This is a genomic window from Planotetraspora silvatica (assembly GCF_016863315.1).
GTDB classification, from domain to species: Bacteria; Actinomycetota; Actinomycetes; order Streptosporangiales; family Streptosporangiaceae; genus Planotetraspora; species Planotetraspora silvatica.
The window spans coordinates 88,913-108,205 of record NZ_BOOQ01000050.1 but is presented as its reverse complement, the minus strand read 5'-3'; the positions used below and the strand labels follow the sequence as shown (position 1 = coordinate 108,205).

Sequence of the window (19,293 nt, the reverse complement as noted above, 5' to 3'; positions counted from 1 at the left end):
AAATGCCCCGGGGTTCCGCCTGACCATGGTGGATGACCAGATCAAAAGACCACGTGGACGGCGTTTTATGCCGTTTTATGTCGATTTCCTTCAGTACGAGTTTTCCACGATATCCGCGTTTTCGGTGTGCGCTCATCATCGGGAGGTCTCGGAGAGGGAGATCAGCCATGCTCGACATGTTCGTCAGGACCTACCGCGATCGGACGTACCGGTTTCCCACCATGTTGCGCCACAACGGGGTGGTCGTAGCCTTCGCGATGGACGAACGGCGCCGTATCCATTACACGGTGCTTGACCTGACGACGGGATCCTCCGACGTGGCGGCGTGGTCGGCGAATCCGCGTGAGCTGGCGTTCCCCTCCGAGTTGGCGCGGGTAGGGTACGGCGTCGCCGAGCAGGTTCAGATGCCGGCCAGCGGTGCGGACACGTTCATGTCGTCGACCGCGCGGCTGACCGCGGCGGTCCCATTCCAGGTGCTGTCCGACGGCCGATACCTGTACGTGCTCCGGCAGGCGGTCGTCGAGCCGTCGCCCGAGGCGCTCCTCGCATCCCACGGCATGCTCGCCGGTCCGGCAGCGGACCCCGCCGCCGTGGCCGCGGCGCGGGAGGTGGTCGTGGACCACGAGAACATGGTCTACGCCGCCAATGCCTCCGATGGCTCGGTGCCGGTGGTCGACGGGAGACTGCTCGTCGACCGGTTCCTGCTCGTGGGGACCGAGTTGAGGCCCAAGCGGGAGGTCCGTTTCAAGCGCAGCCGCAGCAGGACCCGGCCGCAGAGCGGCAAGGACAGCCTCGGCGCCGAGGACCTGGAGCGGCGGCCGTTCATCGAGCCCACTCAGGAACTGCGTTTCGTGTCCCCGCTGAACGGCGGTCGGTTCGCCGCGGTGCTGACCCCGACCGGGGTCGCCGGTGCCTTCCGATGGCAGATCTTCACCCATGACGGGACGGCGGGCCTGCTCTGGTCGTACAGCGTGGAACGCTCCTCCGACGGCCTGTTCGACACCCGGGGCTCGCATGCCTACACCTGTCTCGAACACGACGACGTCTACACGCTGACACCCGGCACCTGCCCGCACGCGCTCTCCAAGGAGGAGCCCGGGAAAGTCTGCGGCGAGGATCTGGTGCCGAAGGTCGACACGTCCGGCTCGGCCGGCTCGGCCCTGTCGTTCACCGGAAACAGTGACCAGGTCCGTCTCTCCGGCACGCAGGCACTCGGGCACGAGTTCACGATCGAGGCGTGGATCCGGCCTCAGGGGGTCGGCAAGGAGCAGGCCCTCGTAGGCGGCACCGCGAAGGCGCCGGCGAAGGCGGCTCCGTCGGTCTGGCTCATCGACGGGTCACGGCTGCGGATCGGCTTCGGCGACGGGACGGCCTGGCACGAGGTGGTCACCGGCGACATCGTCACGCAGGGGGAGTGGAACCACGTCGCCGTGACCTTCGATCCGGCCACCTCGCTCCAGGTGTACGTCGGCGGCGGGCTGAGGCACATCACCTCTGATCTGCGCGGTCTGGTCCCGGCGCTCGCGCCGGTCAGGTCCGTCGGCGGCGGGTTCGCCGGGCTGATCGACGAGGTGCGGTTCTGGTCGTACGCCCGATCGGGCACGGATGTACGGGCCGACCTTCGGCACCGCCTGTCGGGCGCGGAGCCGGGGCTTGCGGGTTACTGGCGCTTCGACGAGGGGGCGGGCGGCACCGTCTGGGACCAGACGGGCAGTGGCGCGACCGGGAGCTTGGCGGGCGCAACAGCCTGGGTGACGTCGGACGCGCCGATCGGGATCGGGAGCGAGCTGACCCGCTCGGCGCTGCGCGTGGACGGCCGTTCTGTGGACGGGGGCCTCGCGGCCGCTCTCTATTACCAGCAGGAGCCGGTCTCCGGTGGCTACGACCCCGCGACCGCCAAGCCGTCCAAGCAGGCCGCGCGGGTGATGCTCGCGGCTGTCACCTCGGCCGATTCCGGCGGCTCCGGGCAGGAGGTGGCCGTGCTGGACTTCGGGGTCGGCGGGGACGGCCGGCTGACGGAGGTGCCGACCGTGGTCCGTCTCCTCGAACTGGCCACCGAGGACTCCCAGGGCGAGCTGACGACGGAGCTGCTCGACCAGATCGCGGAGGACGAGAGGGTCCTGGCCGGGCTGGACGCTCACATCGCCGAGCAGACCGTCCTCATCGAGGCCGACCAGACCCGCGCCGATGGCCTGCGGACATTTCTCGACGAGGGTGGCGCGCCGTCGACGAATGCGCTCGACGTGTACTGGAGCCTGCAGAGCCTCATCGACGCCCGGGACGGGGTCGCCCGCCTCGAAAGGGCCCCAGGGATCGATCCGACGTTCCTCGCCCAGGCCAGGGCCAACGTGGACCGGCTGACATCCGAACTGCGCGCATGGCAGCGGCAACTGGCCCAGACGCTCCCCGGCCACCGCGCCCTGCTCGCTTCGTACCGGGAAGCCTGGACGGCGAAGACGGCTGAGGTCGCCGACGAGCGGGCGCGCCTGAGGGGGAACAGGCCGCTGGTGATGCCGCTCGTCCATCTCGACCGGCGGGGACTCGGGGTGACGGGCGCCGTACTCGGCTTCGCGCGGACCGGTGAGGCGCCGGTGCTGTTCGACAGCGCCCTCGGCCGGCTCTCCCTGTATTTCCGGGGGCCTGCCGGTGAGTTCTCCGCCGCCTCCTACGACGCGCTCACCGCACGGGCCAGGCTGACGCTGCCGACCGGGGGAGACATCCCCGGCGAGCTCGTCTTCGTCGCCAGGGGCACCGAACCCGATTATGACGGGCTGACCGTCGTGACAACGAAGGATGCCGACCCGGACCTCTGCACGCTCACCGTCACTCTGCCGCGTGACGGTGGCGCGATCACCGAGACATGGCGGCGGATGCCGCGCGATCCGGCGGTGCTCGCGGCGATCCTCAACGGGACGGCGGCCGCGTCGTTCGCCGGGCAGGCTGACCCGGTCGACGGCAAGACGGGGACGTTGTCGTTCCGCGACGGGCTGCGGGTGCCGCTGGCGGCAGGGGACCTGCTGCGGGTCGGCACCGGGCTCGTCGTGGTCGCCGACGCTGTGCGGGCAGGGGCCGTGAGCGTGCCGATCGAGCCGTCGGAGCTCGACCTGGGTGAAGGCGCGCCGGTGACGCGCCTCCCCTACGATCCCGCCGGGGCGTCCACCACCCAGCCGGGCGCGGATCTGTCGGCCGGATCTCTGCTGGTCGTGGTGGACGCGAGCCGGGCGGCCGGGGCGGTGACGGGGGAGGCATCCGACACCGCGGCGGCGACGCGGTCGTGCGGGTGGTCGGCGGTCACGCCCGGAACGACCCTGAACTTCGACGGCCAGAACACCCTGGCGGGCGTCCTCCACGAGACCGCGCTGCAGTTCTACGTCAACATACAGAACCCGGCCGACCACCAGGCGGTCGTGATCCCCGCCGTCGGCGACCTCGACGTGGTGGGCGACATCACCATCGAAGCGTGGGTCCGTCCCGACGTGATCACGGGCTCGCACACGATCGTGGGACGCGGCTACACCCTCGACCCGCGGGCCGAGGTGGTGCTGCGGATCCTCGACGGCATGTACCAGGTCGGATCCTGGGACGGGACCGACCACATGGTCAGCGTCCCGGTCGATCCGCAGGACCTCGGCACCTGGGTGCATCTCGCCGGTGTCTACGACGGCGCCGCCCAGACCTGGCACCTCTATCGAAACGGCGTGCGGGTGGGTTCGCAGGCCGCCGCCGTGGGTGCCATCGAGGTCCCCGCGGGCTGGTCGATCGGTGCCTCGGCCGATGGCGAGGACCGCTTCTTCGTCGGAGGCATCGACGAGATCCGCCTGTGGAAGCACGCCCGTACGGCGCTGGAGATCGCCGGGGGCGTGCGGACCCGGCTGACCGGCGCCGAGCCCGGCCTGGTCGGTTACTGGTACGGCGACAACGGCGTGCTGCGTGACCACACGCCGGCCGGGAACCACGGCAGCACAAAGGGCAGGCCCTGGGCCCTGGAATCCCCGCCTGCCCTCACCGGCACCGAAGGTTTCTCGGCGCCCGGCGATCTGACCATCGAGACCTGGGTCAAGGCAGACCAGCCGGGAGACCTCGGCTGGCTGGTTCAGCACCGGTCGGTCACCGAAGAAGGGGAGGACTACGCCCTCGCGTTGCGGCAGGAGCGTCCGGTGGCGTTCGACGGGACCACCGGATACGTCGAGATCCCCCTGCCCGACACGCTCAGGAACCTCACGACCATCACCATGGAGGCGTGGGTCCGCGCCGATCACACCGACGGCGTCCGCACGGTCGTCTCGCACGGGCCTCAGCGCGGCCCCGGCCAGAACGCCCAGGTGGCGCTGCGCATCGCCGGCGGCACCTACCAGGCGGGGTGCTGGAACGGCACGGACAACTGGGCGATCGCCGCGATCCCTTCCGGAGAGGGTGGCCACTGGGTGCACCTCGCCGGGGTCTACGACGGCACCGCGTGGCACCTTTACCGCAACGGAGAGCTGCTGGCGTCGAAGCAGACGACCGTCGGCCCGCTGGAGGTCAACGGCCCCTGGGCCATCGGCGCCGCCGTCACGCCCCAAGGGGGGATCGAGGCGCCTTTTGACGGCGACGTCGACGAGGTGCGCATCTGGAAGCGTGCCCGCGGACCGGTCGAGATCGCCGCGGACATGCGGCGGCGGCTCGGCGGCCGTGTGGCCGATCTGGCCGGCTGCTGGCGTGGTCCCCTTCAGTTCGGCCAGATGCCGAATGTGAGCGGGCCCGACCACGGTTACATCCACGGCGGGGTCACCCCCGCGCCGCTCAGCACCGAGGCCGCACCCCTGGACGGCTATCGGGTGTACGCCTACGCGGGCGGCACGCAGGCCGAGACCTCCGAGCCGTTCCCCGCCGGCACCTGGACCCATCTGGCGCTGGCCGTCAACCGATCCTGGGCGTTGAAACTCGGCGGCGGCGCGTACCTGGACGCGGGCAGCGCCGCGAGCCTCAACCTGACCCGTGACCTCACCATCGAGGTGACGGCGAAACTGGACGACGCCAAGGCGCATGGCCTGATCAGCCGGGGGACGGTGGGCTCCGGCACGGGCGGCACCGGCGATGCCGTGCCGTACTCCCTCGTCGTCGACGACAAGGGCCGGCTGGTTTTCACCTTCGAGGACAACACGCGTGCCGTCCACAGCTGCACATCCTCGCCGAAGGAGCTGTCGCCCGGCGGCGTCCACCGGTTCGCGGTGACCCGAAAGCGCACCCTCGGTGCCGACACCTCCCAGGGCTCCTGGGACGAGATCGTCTTCTCGATCGACGGCGAGCGCGTCGGCTCGGCGACCTACCGCGGGCCCGAGGTGGGCTCGAACGCCGATCCCCTGACGATCGGCCTCGTACGGCGCGCCGGGGCGGCCGACGTGACGCTGCGGGGCACCCTCACCGAGGTACGGCTGTGGAACACGGCTCGGGACGTCGCGCTCATCGGAAGTCCGATCACCGGCGAGGAACTGGGCCTGGCCGGCTGGTGGCGGCTGGAGGAGCAGGAGGGCAACGTCGCCTTCGACGCCAAGGGCGGCAACGACGCACTCCTGCACGGCCCGGCCGCGTGGGTACGGAGCCCGGATCCGTCCGCGTCCCGGCTCGTCGTCTACCGTGACGGCCTCCCCGCCGCGCTGATCCCCTCGCCCGGCTTCCCGGCCGGTCTCGGGTTCGTCGACGGGTTCTCGCTGGGCGGGTCCTCGACCGGGCCGGGCGGGCTGCGCGGGCAGCTGGACGAACTGCGCGTCTGGCGGACGGAGCGCACCGCCGAGCAGATACGGGACAACATGTTCCGCCGCCTGGCCGGCGAGCGGGAGAACCTCATCGCCTACTACACCTTCGACGCGCAGGCGAACCGGCGGCTGGTGGACGAGGGCCCGCGAGGCAACGACCTCACCGTGCGCGCCGGATCCTACGCGCTGTCCACGGCGCCCATCGGTGATGACGTGCCCCAGGCCCGCGACGCCATCGCCGGCACGGCGACCCCGTTCAACGCGACGATCGACAGTCCGCCCGCGGTCGCGGAATACGCCATGCTCGAGCCCGGCACCGACGCCGCGTCGGCCGGTGTCTTCAAGCGGTGCCACGCCTATATCGAGGACGGCGCCTGGCGGCTCGTCACCGGCTTCAAGATCGGCGACGTGGTCACCGAGTGGGTGGGCCAGGCCCAGTTCGACCCGCAACTCATCGGCTTCATCGAGGGGGCGCCGCCGGTCCCGAGCGAGAACCTCACCGGGGACGGCGACTACGCCGGGGCGAGCTCGGTCGCGCTGACCGAGGCGACCACGACGACCTACACCTACGCGAGCTCACGCGACGCCGGTATCGACGCCTCGCTGGAGGTGTCCGCGTCCACGGGCGACGACTCGGAGATCCTGGCCGGGCTGATGGAGATCGAGGCGCCGCTGGGAGTCGGCATCGGCCAGGTCGAAATGATGCCCGTGGAGCAGGCCAAGGTCAGCGTCGGCGTGTCGGCGAGTGTCGAGACGTCGGCGAGCTGGCTGCACGACACGCAGACCGGGCAGGGAATCAAGGCCACCCGTGTGAGCGGCCTCGAACTGGCCGGCGGCAAGGAGAGCGTCCCGCTGTTCGCCGACCTCGGCAGCAGGTACGTGCCCGACAACGCCGGCATGGCGCTCGTGCGGTCTCAGACCGCGGACGTCTTCGCGCTGCGCCTCGCCCACACCGGCGCCCTCATCGCCTACCAGATGCGCCCAAACCCGGACATCCCCGAGGACTGGAACATCATCACGTTCCCGATCAATCCGCAGTACACCAAGCAGGGCACCCTCGACGGCAAGGTAGGGCGCGACGCCGACCCCGACTATCCCAATGCGCTGACATACCGGCCCGACTCCAGCTATTTCAAACCGATCGAGGCGTACCAGCTCAAGGCCCGGATCGAGCGCGAGCAGCAGGAGACGGCGACGCTGTTCGACCAGTACGACGCCGGTCCGGCCGCGGCGGGGACCATGCCGCCGCTGGTGCGGCGCAACCTGGTCAACACCTATGTCTGGACCGCCGACGGAGGCCGCTACGCCGAGACGCAGGAGACACTCGACACCTACTCCGAGACCATCGGCGGGTCGTACAGCCTCACCGCCTCCGCCGGCGGAGAGGTCAGCGCCGACGTCTCGGTCTTCACGGTCGCCGTCACCGTCGATGTCAAGGCCAGCCTGGGTGGGCACCTGGAACTCAACGTCTCCAAGACCCGCGACTCCGAGACTTCCTTCGGGCTGGAGGTGAACCTGCCGCCCGGCCAGGACATCGCGGAGGTCGACGCGCTCGGACAGCGGACGCGGGTGCCGGGCAAGGTCGACGCCTACCGGTTCATGACCTTCTACCTCGCCCCGGCGACCGACCACCACGACCTGTTCTTCAACCAGGTGGTCGACCCGATCTGGCTCGACCAGTCCGGCGACCCGTCCGCCGTCGCACTACGCCAGGCCAGGCAGGACGGCAAGCGGCCGCCGTGCTGGCGGATCCTGCACCGTGTCACCTACGTCAGCCGGGTGCTTCCCCGCCTCCAGGACGACCCCGCACCGATCGACCGAGCCCTGCAGGAACTCGACATCGACAGCAACTACGAGCTCATCAAGCTGATCGGCCCGTTCGTCCGCGACAAGACCTCGCGATACGGCGACTTCCGGGCGGCCGTCGACACCGCGATCGACCGCTACCTGCCCGCCCTGTCGCCCCACCGTAAGGAGATCCTGGAGTTCCTGGCTTTGTACTACGGCGTCGTCGGCGCCTCATAAACCCGACCATGTTGAGGACGAGTCCAGGTGCGTGCTACCGGTGCGATGAGGACGTACCGGTGTCAGGCGGAGTCGGCCAGATCGAGTGTGGTGAGTTCGCCGCGGGAGGCGACGCCGAGCTTGGGATAGGCCTTGTAAAGGTGGTAGCCGACGGTGCGAGGGCTGAGGAACAGCTGAGCGGCGATGTCCTTGTTCGACAATCCTTGCCTGGCCAGCCGGACGATCTGCAACTCCTGCGGGGTGAGGTCGTTCAGGATCCCGCGGGCCGGGGTGCCCGGGGCCTTCGCGCCGGTCGCTTCCAGCTCAGCTCGGGCGCGGTCGGCCCAGGGCCTCGCGCCCAGGCGCTCGAAGGTCTCCAGCGCGAGTTGCAGATGCCCGGCGGCGGCCCCCTGCGGCGAGAACGGCGCAGCCACTCGCCGTACTGGAGAGATGTGCGGGCGTGCTCGAACGGCGGACCCCCGGCTTCGAGCGCCGCCAGGTAGCGCTCCTCGGCGTCGGCGTCGGAACCGAGAAGCGCCCGGCAGCGTTCCGCGAGGGCTCTGGTGAAGGGCTGCCGCGCCCATCGTTCGTACCGGGCGAAGGCGTGATGGGCACGGCCGGGTTCGCCGCTGCGTACGGCGGCTTCCACCAGGTCGGGCACGCAGCGCATGGCCGAGACGTGATACCAGCCGGGGCCTTGGGTGAGGGCCTCAAGCCGGGTCAGGGCGGCGTCCACCCGGCCGGATCCAAGGTCGAGCATCCCCTGGCCCCAGTCGACCCACAGGGCGCCCTGCATGGGCACGGTGCCCGACAGCGCGTCGGTGGCGAGTCTCCGGAAACGCTCTTCGTCGCCCTGGACGGCGGCGAGGTAGGCCAGGAAGCTCTTGAGATGGATGACCCATTGGTGCTGGCCGGTGTCCTCGGCGATACCGAGTGCCGTGCTGGCGATGGCCGTCTGCCTTTCCGCCTTGGACTCCGGTCTGGTCTTCCTGCCACTGGGCATCGGCTACTTCGCCTCCTCGGCCTTGTCGGGCCGGATCGCGGCCCGGCTCGGCCGTCAGGTCATCACCGTCGGCACGTCGGTGGCTGCCGGCGGGTACGCCGTCCTCGTCGCCACCACCCTCTTCGGCGCCCTGCACACCATCGCCTGGGTCATCCCCGGCCTGTTCATCGCTGGGGCGGGGATGGGGTTCGTGATGGCACCGCTACCCGCGATCGTGCTGGCCGGCACCGATCCCCGGCACGCCGCCGCGGCCTCCGGTGTCCTCAACACCGCCCAGCAGGCCGGTAACGCGATCGGCGTGGCCGTCATCGGGGCCGTCTTCTACGGTTCTCTCGACGCCCAGCCCGCCTCTGGCGCCTACGCGCACGCCTTTACTCTCGGGCTCGATCTCCTGGTGGGGCTTTGCATCGTCGTGGCCGCCGCCGTCCAGATCCTCCCGAGGGTCGCGTCCCCTCCCGGGACGTAACGACAGATGGCTGATCGCGGGAAATGGAATAAAAGCATCCGAGTCCAGTTGGGCTCGGATGCTTTTCATTGGACTTAAGTGCAGCAAGGCGGAGGGTGAATGATGTCGAATGGATTCACAGGTCGATCTCGCTGAGCCTGATCGTCATCTTGTCAGGATGCTCGAGGCGCTGCCCAAAGGGATAAGCCACGTAGGCGATCGAATTGCCGGTCGGATCCCAGCTCGGCACGTTCATCGTCCCCTGGCCGCCGAACAGGTGAGTGAGATCGCGAATACCGTCGTGATCGAGCATCCGGACGATCACATCCACATTCGGTGGATGACCCAGGGTGCCGGGCGGAAAGCTGATGTAGGCGATCCGCGTGCCGTCCGGGGACGGGTGGGGAAACCAGTTCACCCGCTCATCGCTGGTGAGCTGCTCCGTCGTCGATCCATCCGAGGTCATACGGAACAGTTGCGCGTGGCCGGGAGCGGAAGCCGCACGTTCCGAATTGAAGTAGATCCACCGGCCGTCGGGGCCGAACTCCGATCCGTCGTCGGGGAAGCCGTCGTCCGTCAACTGCTGATCCGCTCCGCCGGTGACGGGGATGAGATAGACGTTCGTGATGGGCTGCCGGTCGCCGCGACGTTGCAACCCGATGTACGCCAAGGACGTGCCATCCGGGGAGATCCCGTGCAGGTAGTGAGCGAAATCCGGTCCGTGGTCATTCGTCACGCGCCGGGGGCGGCCTCCCGTCATGGGTACCGCGTAGATATGACCATCCTCGGCCGACACATAAACAGTCGCGGCGTCCGGGCTGAGGACATGGTCGTTGTTGATCGGCGGCACACCGCCGAGGTCGATCTGTTCCAACTCGGTGCCGCCGGAAACGGGAAGGCGGAACAGGAGCCCGTCGGCGTTGATGACGAGCCATTGCCCGTCGCTGCTCCAGTTGGGCGCCTCGAACAGCACGTCCGACGACCGGTACACCAGCCTCCGGTCACCCGTGTTCACATCGAGCACGTACAACTCCGCCGATTGTCCAGGCAGAAGGTATCGATCCATGGAGCCACTCCTGGGTGCTGAAGGCCGAGTCGGACGTCTGCGCCGGCGTCGCCCACTGTAAAGACCGGACGAACATAGGACCGCGCCGCCGACCAGTAGTCGGCCGCCCCCCAGCGCCACAGGACGCCGGGGAACGCCCGTAGTCCGCCAGGGAATGCCTGACCTGACGGACTACGGAACGACCTGACGGGGCTCAGCCCTCCTGCGGTTCCTTACCGGCGCGGATCAGCTCGGCGTAGCGGTGGCCGCTGGCCTTGATGGTCCTGACCTGGGTGTCGTAGTCGACGTGGATCAGGCCGAACCGCTTCGCGTAGCCGTAGGCCCACTCGAAGTTGTCCATGAGCGACCAGGCGAAGTACCCGGCTAGAGGGGCGCCCTGACGGACGGCCCGGGCGCAGGCGGCGAGGTGGTCCTCAAGGTAGGCGGCCCGTTCGGGGTCCTCGACGGTCCCGTCGCCGGTGACCTTGTCGTCCCAGGCCGAGCCGTTCTCGGTGACGTAGATCTGCTCGGCGGCGTACTCGCGGGTCAGGCGGAGCAGGAGCTGCTCCAGTCCGTCCGCGTTCACCTCCCAGCCCATGGCGGTGGTGGTCGCCCCCGGCACCGGAACCTGCCGCGCGTACGGCGCGGGCCCCTCGGGGTCGTCGGCCACGATCTGCCGGAAGTAGTAGTTCAGCCCCAGGTAGTCGAGCGGCTGGGCGATCGTCTCGAGGTCGCCGTCCTGGATCGGCAGGTCGACGCCGTAGACCTCGACCATGTCCTCGGGGTAGCCCCTGCCGAGGATCGGGTCGAGCCACCAGCGGTTGACGTGGCCGTCCATGCGGAGGGCGGCGGCGCGGTCGGCGTCGCTGTCCGTGGCGGGCTCGATCGGGCTGAGGTTGTTGACGATGCCGACGGAGGGCGTCTTCTTGGCGACCGCACGGATGGCCTGCGTGGCCAGCCCGTGGCCCAGGTGCAGGTGGTACGACGTGCGAACGGCGGCCTCGAGGTCCTTCAGGCCCGGCGCCATCGCGCCCTCGAGGTGACCGATCCACGAGCTGCACAGCGGCTCGTTCAGCGTGGTCCAGTCGGTGACGCGGTCGCCGAGCGCTTCGGCCACGGCGGTGGCGTAGTCGGCGAAGCGGTAGGCGGTGTCCCGCCGCGGCCAGCCGCCCTCGTCCTGGAGCGCCTGCGGCAGGTCCCAGTGGTAGAGCGTCACGAACGGCCGGATGCCCGCCTCGAGCAGCGCGTCGACGAGCCGGTCGTAGAAGGCCAGTCCCTTGGCGTTGACCGCCCCCGAGCCCGTCGGGACGACCCGCGGCCAGGCGATCGACAGCCGGTAGGCGTCCACGCCGAGCTGCTTGATCAGGCCGACGTCCTCCTGCCACCGGTGGTAATGATCACAGGCCACGTCACCCGTGTCGCCCCCGTCGGTCGCGCCGGGAACCCGGCTGAAGGTGTCCCAGATGGACGGAAGCCGGCCGTCCTCGTCGACGGCGCCCTCGATCTGGTAGGCCGAGGTGGCCACGCCCCAGACGAAGTCCCTTCCGAAGGCCGTGAGATCCGGGCCCTCGCCCCCGTGCGACTTCATGAGTTGTTCTCCCTCGTTGTGCGGTGAGTGGTGCGCTGATGGATCGCGTCGTGCGGATCGGAACGGGTCACTTGACCGCGCCCGCGGTGAGCCCCTGCACGAGATAGCGCTGGAGCAGCAGGAACCCGGCCACCACCGGGATGCTGACGACCAGCGAGGCCGCCATGATCTGGTTCCAGTAGACGTTGTTCTGTGTGGCGTATCCCTGCAGGCCGACGGCGAGCGTCCGGCTCGCCTCGTCGGTCATGACCGAGGCGAACAGCACCTCGCCCCACGCGCTCATGAACGCGTAGATGAGGACGGCGATGATGCCGGGGGTCGCGGCGGGGATGACGACGCGGATCAGCGCGCCGATCGGCCCGCTGCCGTCGACCTTGGCGGCCTCGTCGAGCGCGACGGGGATGGAGTCGAAGTAGCCGACCAGCATCCAGATCGAGAACGGCAGCGAGAACGTCAGGTACGTGATGATCAGGCCGGTGCGGCTCGCGTACAGGTCGACACCGATCGCGCTGCCGAGGTTCACGTAGATCAAGAAGAGCGGCAGCAGGAACAGAATGCCGGGGAACATCTGGGTCGACAGAACCGTGATGGAGAAGGCCCTGCGCCCGGCGAACCGGAAGCGGCTGACGGCGTAGGCCGCGAAGATCGCGACCACCACCGAGACCACCGACGCGATGGTCGACACGATGAGGCTGTTGACGAAGTAGTGCGCCAGGGGCACCGTCGACCACATGTCGTGAAAGGCACTGAAGGTGATCGTCGTGGGGATCCAGTGGAAGTCCCCCTGGACGTCCTTCAACGGCTTGATCGACGACGTGATCATCACGTAGATCGGCGTCACCGTGAACAGGCCGAGCAGGCCGAGCCCGATGATGCGCACCCACTTCAGCCATTTGGGGTCACGCATCGCTCCTCCTCCGCGAAGTGATCAGCAGGTAGACCGCCGTGACCAGCAGCAGGAACAGCAGGAGCAGCACGGACATGGCCGAGCCGGTTCCGAAATTCCAGGTGACGAACGAGCTCTGGTAGATGTGGATCGAGATCAGGTCGGCCTCTTGGGGCGCCGTCTTCCCGAACAGCACGTACGGCGTGTTGAAGTCGTTGAAGGTCCACAGGAACAGGACCAGGACCAGCACCTGGTTGACCGGGCGCAGCATGGGAAGCGTGACCGACCGCAGCTGCCGCATCCATCCCGCGCCGTCGATCGCCGACGCCTCGTACAGGTCCCGGGGGATGTTCTGCAGGCCCGCCATCAGCACCAGGAAGGCGAACGGCCACCAGCGCCACAGCGACACCACGACGATGGAGGCGAAGCTGTTCTGCCCGATGAGCCAGAACGGCTTGTCGCCGAACAGGTGCAGCTGGTCCACCAGCACGTGGTTGACGAGCCCCGAGTCGCGCTGCAGCAGGAAGCTCCAGGTGATCACGCCGGCGTAGACGGGCAGCGCGTACGGCACGAGGAACAGCGCGCGGAGGAAGCCCCGCCCGCGGAATTCCCCCTGCATCAGCACGGCTCCGGCCATCCCGAAGAACCAGGACAGCGCGACCGTCAGCAAGGTGAACCCGACGGTCACGAAGAACGAGTGGAGCAGCGAGCGGCCGACGGGGCCGTTGAAGTCCACCGCCAGGTGATAGTTCGACCACCCTGCGGAGGGGGCCGCCGACCAGTTCCGTATGTAGAACTGGGTGAGCTTGATGAAGCTCATGCCGATCCCGATCAGCATCGGAATCAGGTGGACGAGCAACTCCAGCAGGAGGGCGGGCAGGATCAGCAGGTACGGCAGGCCGAGACGGCGCAGCCTCACCGGCAGCCAGGCGGTGACCCGGCCCCGCCCACCTCTGGATGGTGGCGGAGGCCTCCCCGGGTCTCCGGATCCCCGTCCCCTGCCGGGCCGGGACGTGGCGGACACGACCATTGACGTCCTTCCGATCTTCGATCTTCGTGGTCGGGCACGTGATGCCGGGCGGTCGTTGTCACCGCCCGGCACCACGGGGCAGGTCGGTTCAGCCGGCCATCTGCTGGTTGGCCTCGGTGAGCTTGGCCTTCACGGACTCGTCAGTGATCGGCTTGCCGCTCGCGGCGTCCGCGAACAGCTGGTTCATCGCATTGCCGACCAGGGTCTCGAACTGGCTCTCATTGGCGACCTGGGGCAGCGGGGCGGCCGTGTTGGCGAGGATCTGCTGGTACGTCTTGATCTCCGGGGTCTGGAACGCCGGGTCGTCGTAGGCGTCGGTGACCGTCGGCAGCGAGCCGTAGGCCTTGTTGAGGTCCTGCTGCGTCTGCTTGCTGGTCATGAAATTCACGAACTTCAGCGCGCCGTCCTTGTTGGCGGCGCTGTTGAAGACGGAGATGTTGATGCCGCCGACCATGCTGTCGACCTGCTTGCCACCCGAGGAGGGGTCGGGCAGCGGGATCGGCGCGACGCCGTAGTCGTCGGGGGTCATGCCGCCCGTCTTCAGCGTGCCGCTGGCCGACTGCCACATCACCATCGCGGCCTTGCCGCCGATGAAGTCCTGAAGCGCCTCGGTGCCGTTGGAGTAGGCGGCGTCGCTCGGGTTGGTGATCTTGTCCGTTGCGATGAAGTCCAGGTACTGCTTGACGGCGGCCACGTTCGCCGGCGAGTCGAACTGCGACTTGCCCGAGCTGTCGAACAGGTCACCGCCGTGCTGCTGACCGAGGGTGAAGATCATGTGGGCGTTCTCGCTGACGCTGGCGCCCTCGACGGCCAGGCCCCACTTGCCGTCCTTGGTGAGCTTCTTGCCGTCGGCGACCAGCTCGTCCCAGGTCTTCGGCGCGTCCGCGATGCCGGCGTCCTTGAACATCTGCTTGTTGTAGTAGAGGGCGTAGGCCGTGCTGTAGAGGGGCGCGCCCACCGGGGGCTGTCCGGGGGCGCCCGTCGCCGCGAGGCTCGGGCCGAGGAAGCGCGCCTTGCCGCCGAGAGCGTTCAACTGGGCGTCGTCGAGCGGAACGAACGCGCCTGTCGCCTGCAGGGAGGCCGACCAGGTGTTGCCGATGTTGACGACGTCAGGGCCCTTGCCTGAGGTGGCCGCGGCCAGGATGCGGTTGAGCAGGTCGGACCAGGGGACGACCTCGAGGTTCACCTTGATGCCGGTCTCCTTGGTGAACCGGTCGAGCTCCGGCTGGAGGATCTGCTTGTCGCTCTCCAGGCTCGTGCCCTGGTTGGACGCCCAGTAGGTGATGGAAGCCGGGGCGGCGGCGGACCCGCTGTCGGACGAGTCGCTGCTGCCGCAGGCCGCGGCGGCGAACATGAGAGCGCCTGCGACGGCGAAGACGTACGGCTTGCGTGTGAGCACGGTTGTTCCTCACTAATTCTGGAAGGGACCGCTTCGCCCTCCCAGGCGGTGCGGGTCGGGGGATTGGATCAGCGGTGGCTGATATGAGGGGTGGACAAGTTCATTGCGTGCCGGACCGGCAGGCCCGGCGGTGTCGTCGATCGCGTGGTTGATCGCCCCGGGGCCGCCGAGCGGACTCGGCTGCCGTCTCCCGGTCACATCACCGTCGGGCGCGGCCTCCGGCCCAGACAGGAGCACGACTACTGGGGGGCACCTGCGGCCCGACTACGGTGGCTGGGGCTCGACCGCGTACAAGCTTCCTATTTAAGAAGCTATGGTGTCAATTGTCACGTTTGCATCATTAATGTCCGTTTTAGTTTGACACTTGCTCAGCTTGGTCGCCCCGGGCGTTCCATCCGGTGGGGCCTCGGCCGTGGGTGGCCGGCGTCGTGAGGGACGGGACGGCAACGGCGATCATCAGCTTGTCGTGTCTCACTGGAGTCTTTCTCGGTATGGAGAGGCCCCCTCGGTGCGAGCGCGCTGAGACGGCGCAGTGATGCCGACGAGTGGGGGTCTCGTATGTGGCGTCCTCGGTGCCGCGAAGCTTCCGTATCCGTCCGCGGGTGCCGACTGCCTCGGTCGTGTTGCGAGCTAGTGGAGGGGTGTTACCGCAATGTTACGAAGGGGTATTTATTAAAGGTTTTTCGATACCATAGCCCCACGTAGATCGGGGCGTCAACGGTCGAAATGGCGAACGGCCAGGGGCTGCCAGGACGGCCTGGCCAATGTCCCCGCGGACGGCGGCCGCGTCATGGGAGCGCGCCCGCAAGCCGGGACCAGGAGGGGACATCCCGCACCCGCGGGATCAGACGCGTACGGCAGGCATCGAAGGCCGAAGGCGCGTCAGTGGAGAGCGGACCTGGGGACTACCGGGCGTCGGCGGCGCGAAGGGTCGTGGCCGGCCAGCGCTCGCTGTGAGGTGACCCGAACAGCCGGCTCTCGACCTCGTTGAGCGCGCGGCGCACTCCGCCGATGACGGTCGCCCTGCTGCCGAGGGCTGACATCGCCAGCCGCGGCGGCGGGGTGGCGAGCCTGCGGTAGAGCTCCAGCGTCTGCTCTTCGATCGGTGGCATCAGCCGGTCGGCGGCCTCGGCCGAAAGTCCACAGATGACGACCAACTCCGGGTCGAGCAGCGTGGCCAGCATCGCGATGGGACGTGCCACGATCGCGCCCACCTGGTCGGCGATTCTCTGGGCGGCGGGGTCGCCGACGTCGAGTGCGGCGAACACCATCTCGTCAGTCACCTGCTCGGGATCGCCGTGCGCGAGGTGGACGAGTGCCCCCGTCTCCGCCGGGGACGGATCCGCACCGGAGGCGTCACGCGCGTCGCGGACCACGTCGGCTCCGAGTTGGGCCACCTTGCGTGTCACCCCTCCGGCGGGACCCATTCCGGACAGCAGGTCGACGGACGTCATCTCGCCGGCCAGGCCGTTGCTGCCCCGCACGAGGCGGCCGTTGACGATGAGCCCGGCCCCGAAGCCGTTCTCGCACACGTCGAGGAGCACGGCGTTGTCGTGGTGGTGGGCGGCGCCCTGCCACTGCTCGCCGATCATCGCCAGGTTGGCGTCGTTCTCGGCGACCACCGGCCACGGGAGGGTCTCTTCGAGCTCAGTGATCACGTCCCGGGTGCCCGCCCGATACTGGGCGGCGGTCGAGGGGGCGTACTCGCGAGATTGGACGGGCGCGGGGATGCTCACGCAGACCTGCCACACCAAGCCAGGATCGATACCGGCGAGTTCGACGAGGTCGTGGGCGATCGACGGCGCGTGGACGGCTGCCTGTGATCGCAGGCTCGGGTCGGCGGTGATGTCGCGCGACAGTTCGTCGCAGATCCCGCCGGTCAGGTCGGCGACGGCCCCCGTGACCCGGCTCTCCCGGATGTCGAGCGCGAGGACGAACCCGGCGCGGGGGTTGATCTGATAGCGGCGGGCGGGGCGGCCCGGCTGCGCGTCCTGGACGAGATCGGTGATCACTTCGGCCACGAGACCCTGGGCGATGAGCCAGTCGCACGTCGTGTGGACGGTCGGGCGCGACAGACCGGTGGCCGTCATGAGATCCCCGGCGGTGCAGGACTCCCGCGCACGCATGGCCTCGTAGATCGCGGCGGCGTTGATCCAACGGATCTGCGCCGCCGACGGAGTGCTCATGCGCCTGGACACCGTGTTCCCTCCTTGCTCCGGCCTGCCGGCAGGGCGTGTGAGTGCGGGGCGCACGCGATCAAGCTACCAACGGCCCGAACAGATCCCCCGGTTCGGACTGCTGCAACTTCGGCGGAGCAAGTTGATCACCGTGAGCCCATGGCTGCCGCTGTACGCGGCCCTGGTCGGATCGAAGCCTTGCGCTCGAGATCTAGCGTTGATCGCAAAGGATGCCTTTGTGATGATAGTTGATGTGGGTTCGGTTGAGCCCAAGGCTGAATGCGGCCGTTGACCGCGATGATCATCCCGATGACGTCACCGGTCGGATCGTCGAGCTGGAAGTCGCCGGTCAGGGCTGGAGCACGTAGCGACCGCGCACCCCACCCTTCGCCACGGCCCGGTGGGCGTCGGCGACCTGTTCCAGCGGCACGACGGTGTGCACTCGAGCCGGCAGTTCGCCGGACGCGGTGCGGGCGAGCAGGTCGCCCAATCGCGGGCCGTCGGGGTGCGTCACCACGGCGGCTACGGTGATCCCGCGCTCCGTGGCCGGCACGGCGTTCGGCCGGACGCCGACGAACGCCCCGCCGTCGCGGACCAAGGCGAGACCCTGCTCCTGCAGTGCGGCACCGTCGGCAACCGCGTCCCAGCCCGACTCGGCTTGCGTGGTGAAGCCGGCGCCGAGGCTGCGGACGAACTCCTCGTCCTCGGCTCGGGCCAGGCCGGTCACCCGCCAGCCGCGGTCCTGTGCGAGCGAGGAGACGTACCCCCCGGCCGCACCGGCCGCCCCGGTCACCAGCAGTCGGTCACCGCCGGTGGGCGCGTCGCCGAGCAGGTCGACGATCTGCGCCGCGGCCAGCCCGTTGAGCGGCACCGTCGACGCCGCGACCAGGTCCAGCCCGTCGGGCACGACGGCGAGGCCGGCGGCCGGCACGACGAGCTGCTCGGCGTAGGTGCCGAAGTCGCGGTCGAACCCGACCACCAGACCGGCGACCCGGGTACCGACGGCCAGGTCTGCGCCGCGGCCGGTGGCTACGACGATGCCGGCGAAGTCCCAGCCCAGGCCGGTACGCTCCGGCTGATCGATCAACCCCATGGCGTGGAAGAAGCCACCCGCGACCCCGAGGTCGACGGGGTTGACCGGCGCGGCGGCGATCTCGATCCGGACCTCGCCGGGCCCGGGCTCGGCGACGGGAACCTCAATGATCTCGATCGAGCCGGGTCCGCCCGGGGTGCGCACGACGGCGGTGCGGAAGGTTGACATGCTCATGGGTTCGCTCCTTGTGGGCTTGTGTTCTGCGGTCGTCCAACATCACTATTGAGGGGTAACTCTCCATTAGGAAGTAGGCACCTCAGGGTGCGTAGGGCACCGCCCGGTAGGAAGGAGCAGCCGATGCCAACACTGACGGCGGCGCAGAAGCGGGCTCAGGCGCAGGCGGACTACGACGCGTTCCTGGCAGGCTGCCCCAGCCGCCGGCTACTCGACCGGATCTCCGACAAGTGGGTGACGCTGGTCCTGGCGGCTCTCGGCAGCGACGGCCCGCACGCCTCCGGCAGCAACCGCGTCGGCGAGCCGCGAGCGATGCGCTACTCGGAGTTGGCCCGCCGGCTGGCCGGGGTCAGTCAGAAGATGCTCACTCAGACGCTGCGCTCCCTCGAGCGCGACGGCCTGGTCACCCGCACCGTGACGGCGACCGTGCCGGTCACCGTCACCTACGAGCTGACCGACCTGGGTCTCTCGCTCCACCACATGATGCGCGGCGTCAAGGCTTGGGCCGAGGCGCACATGGACGAGGTGCTCGCCAATCGCGAGGAGTATGACACCCGCGTCACCTGAACGCCGACCATCAGCGCGGCGAGACGCCGTCACACCGACCCCTCCTGGATCCTCGGTGACGAATACCCCGGTTGCCTCGATCATCCGATTCGCTCGTCGAGACGCACGCGGTCATGCTCCTCAAACGTCACTCGTCCGTAAGCTGAA

The 19,293-nt window shown here is 69.0% G+C and carries 12 protein-coding genes; 3 read left to right on the top strand and 9 right to left on the bottom strand.

All coding sequences use genetic code 11. The features are described from left to right. Nucleotides 1-167 precede the first annotated feature (167 nt). Complete coding sequence (locus tag Psi02_RS33295; RefSeq protein WP_203979833.1) at nucleotides 168-7,760, top strand: LamG-like jellyroll fold domain-containing protein; 7,593 nt, start codon at nucleotides 168-170, stop codon at nucleotides 7,758-7,760. Nucleotides 7,761-7,822: 62 nt separating this feature from the next. Here the strand turns inward: Psi02_RS33295 and Psi02_RS33290 are convergent, their stop codons facing one another. Further along, nucleotides 7,823-7,990: a response regulator transcription factor gene (locus Psi02_RS33290; RefSeq protein ID WP_203979825.1), complete on the bottom strand. Its 168-nt coding sequence runs from the start codon at nucleotides 7,988-7,990 to the stop codon at nucleotides 7,823-7,825. Between the two features lie 20 nt (nucleotides 7,991-8,010). Beyond that, nucleotides 8,011-8,742, bottom strand: coding sequence for a hypothetical protein (locus tag Psi02_RS33285; protein ID WP_203979823.1), 732 nt, complete (start codon nucleotides 8,740-8,742; stop codon nucleotides 8,011-8,013). Here Psi02_RS33285 and Psi02_RS33280 point away from each other — a divergent pair. Then, nucleotides 8,708-9,208: an MFS transporter gene (locus tag Psi02_RS33280; RefSeq protein ID WP_203979821.1), complete on the top strand. Its 501-nt coding sequence runs from the start codon at nucleotides 8,708-8,710 to the stop codon at nucleotides 9,206-9,208. The two genes, Psi02_RS33285 and Psi02_RS33280, sit on opposite strands and share 35 nt — an antisense overlap. A gap of 115 nt (nucleotides 9,209-9,323) precedes the next feature. On the opposite strand, the gene Psi02_RS33275 is transcribed toward Psi02_RS33280, so the two are convergent. The 7 genes from Psi02_RS33275 to Psi02_RS33245 all read right to left on the bottom strand — a co-directional run bounded on the left by Psi02_RS33275 (nucleotide 9,324) and on the right by Psi02_RS33245 (nucleotide 18,579). After that, nucleotides 9,324-10,211 (bottom strand): TolB family protein, encoded by an 888-nt coding sequence (locus Psi02_RS33275; protein WP_203979819.1) that lies wholly within the window; start codon nucleotides 10,209-10,211, stop codon nucleotides 9,324-9,326. A gap of 235 nt (nucleotides 10,212-10,446) precedes the next feature. Next, the gene (locus Psi02_RS33270; RefSeq protein WP_203979812.1) at nucleotides 10,447-11,820 is read right to left on the bottom strand and encodes a GH1 family beta-glucosidase; all 1,374 of its coding nucleotides are present in this window, start codon (nucleotides 11,818-11,820) and stop codon (nucleotides 10,447-10,449) included. A 67-nt stretch (nucleotides 11,821-11,887) separates the two neighbouring features. Further along, entirely contained in the window at nucleotides 11,888-12,727 is an 840-nt protein-coding gene (locus Psi02_RS33265) for a carbohydrate ABC transporter permease (RefSeq protein ID WP_203956288.1), read from the bottom strand. Continuing rightward, nucleotides 12,720-13,625 carry a carbohydrate ABC transporter permease gene (locus tag Psi02_RS33260; RefSeq protein ID WP_239095372.1) on the bottom strand — a complete coding sequence of 302 codons (906 nt, stop codon included), beginning with the start codon at nucleotides 13,623-13,625 and terminating at the stop codon, nucleotides 12,720-12,722. Before Psi02_RS33260 ends, Psi02_RS33265 begins: the two co-directional genes overlap by 8 nt. A gap of 199 nt (nucleotides 13,626-13,824) precedes the next feature. After that, a complete protein-coding gene (locus Psi02_RS33255) occupies nucleotides 13,825-15,135 on the bottom strand; it encodes an ABC transporter substrate-binding protein (RefSeq protein WP_203979805.1) in 1,311 nt (436 codons plus the stop codon). 905 nt (nucleotides 15,136-16,040) lie between these two features. Continuing rightward, entirely contained in the window at nucleotides 16,041-17,333 is a 1,293-nt protein-coding gene (locus Psi02_RS33250; protein ID WP_203979804.1) for an ROK family transcriptional regulator, read from the bottom strand. Nucleotides 17,334-17,661: 328 nt separating this feature from the next. Then, nucleotides 17,662-18,579: an NADP-dependent oxidoreductase gene (locus Psi02_RS33245; protein ID WP_203979802.1), complete on the bottom strand. Its 918-nt coding sequence runs from the start codon at nucleotides 18,577-18,579 to the stop codon at nucleotides 17,662-17,664. A 123-nt stretch (nucleotides 18,580-18,702) separates the two neighbouring features. Between Psi02_RS33245 and Psi02_RS33240 the strand changes: the two genes are divergently transcribed. Further along, nucleotides 18,703-19,146, top strand: a complete 444-nt coding sequence (locus Psi02_RS33240) for a winged helix-turn-helix transcriptional regulator (protein ID WP_203979800.1) — start codon at nucleotides 18,703-18,705, stop codon at nucleotides 19,144-19,146. Nucleotides 19,147-19,293 lie beyond the last annotated feature (147 nt).

Coding starts and splice junctions, on each gene's coding strand:
- Psi02_RS33295 (WP_203979833.1), top strand. CDS start 168: ATGCTCGACATGTTCGTCAGGACCTACCGCGATCGGACGTACCGGTTT.
- Psi02_RS33285 (WP_203979823.1), bottom strand. CDS start 8,742: ATGCCCAGTGGCAGGAAGACCAGACCGGAGTCCAAGGCGGAAAGGCAG.
- Psi02_RS33270 (WP_203979812.1), bottom strand. CDS start 11,820: ATGAAGTCGCACGGGGGCGAGGGCCCGGATCTCACGGCCTTCGGAAGG.
- Psi02_RS33265 (WP_203956288.1), bottom strand. CDS start 12,727: ATGCGTGACCCCAAATGGCTGAAGTGGGTGCGCATCATCGGGCTCGGC.
- Psi02_RS33245 (WP_203979802.1), bottom strand. CDS start 18,579: ATGAGCATGTCAACCTTCCGCACCGCCGTCGTGCGCACCCCGGGCGGA.
- Psi02_RS33240 (WP_203979800.1), top strand. CDS start 18,703: ATGCCAACACTGACGGCGGCGCAGAAGCGGGCTCAGGCGCAGGCGGAC.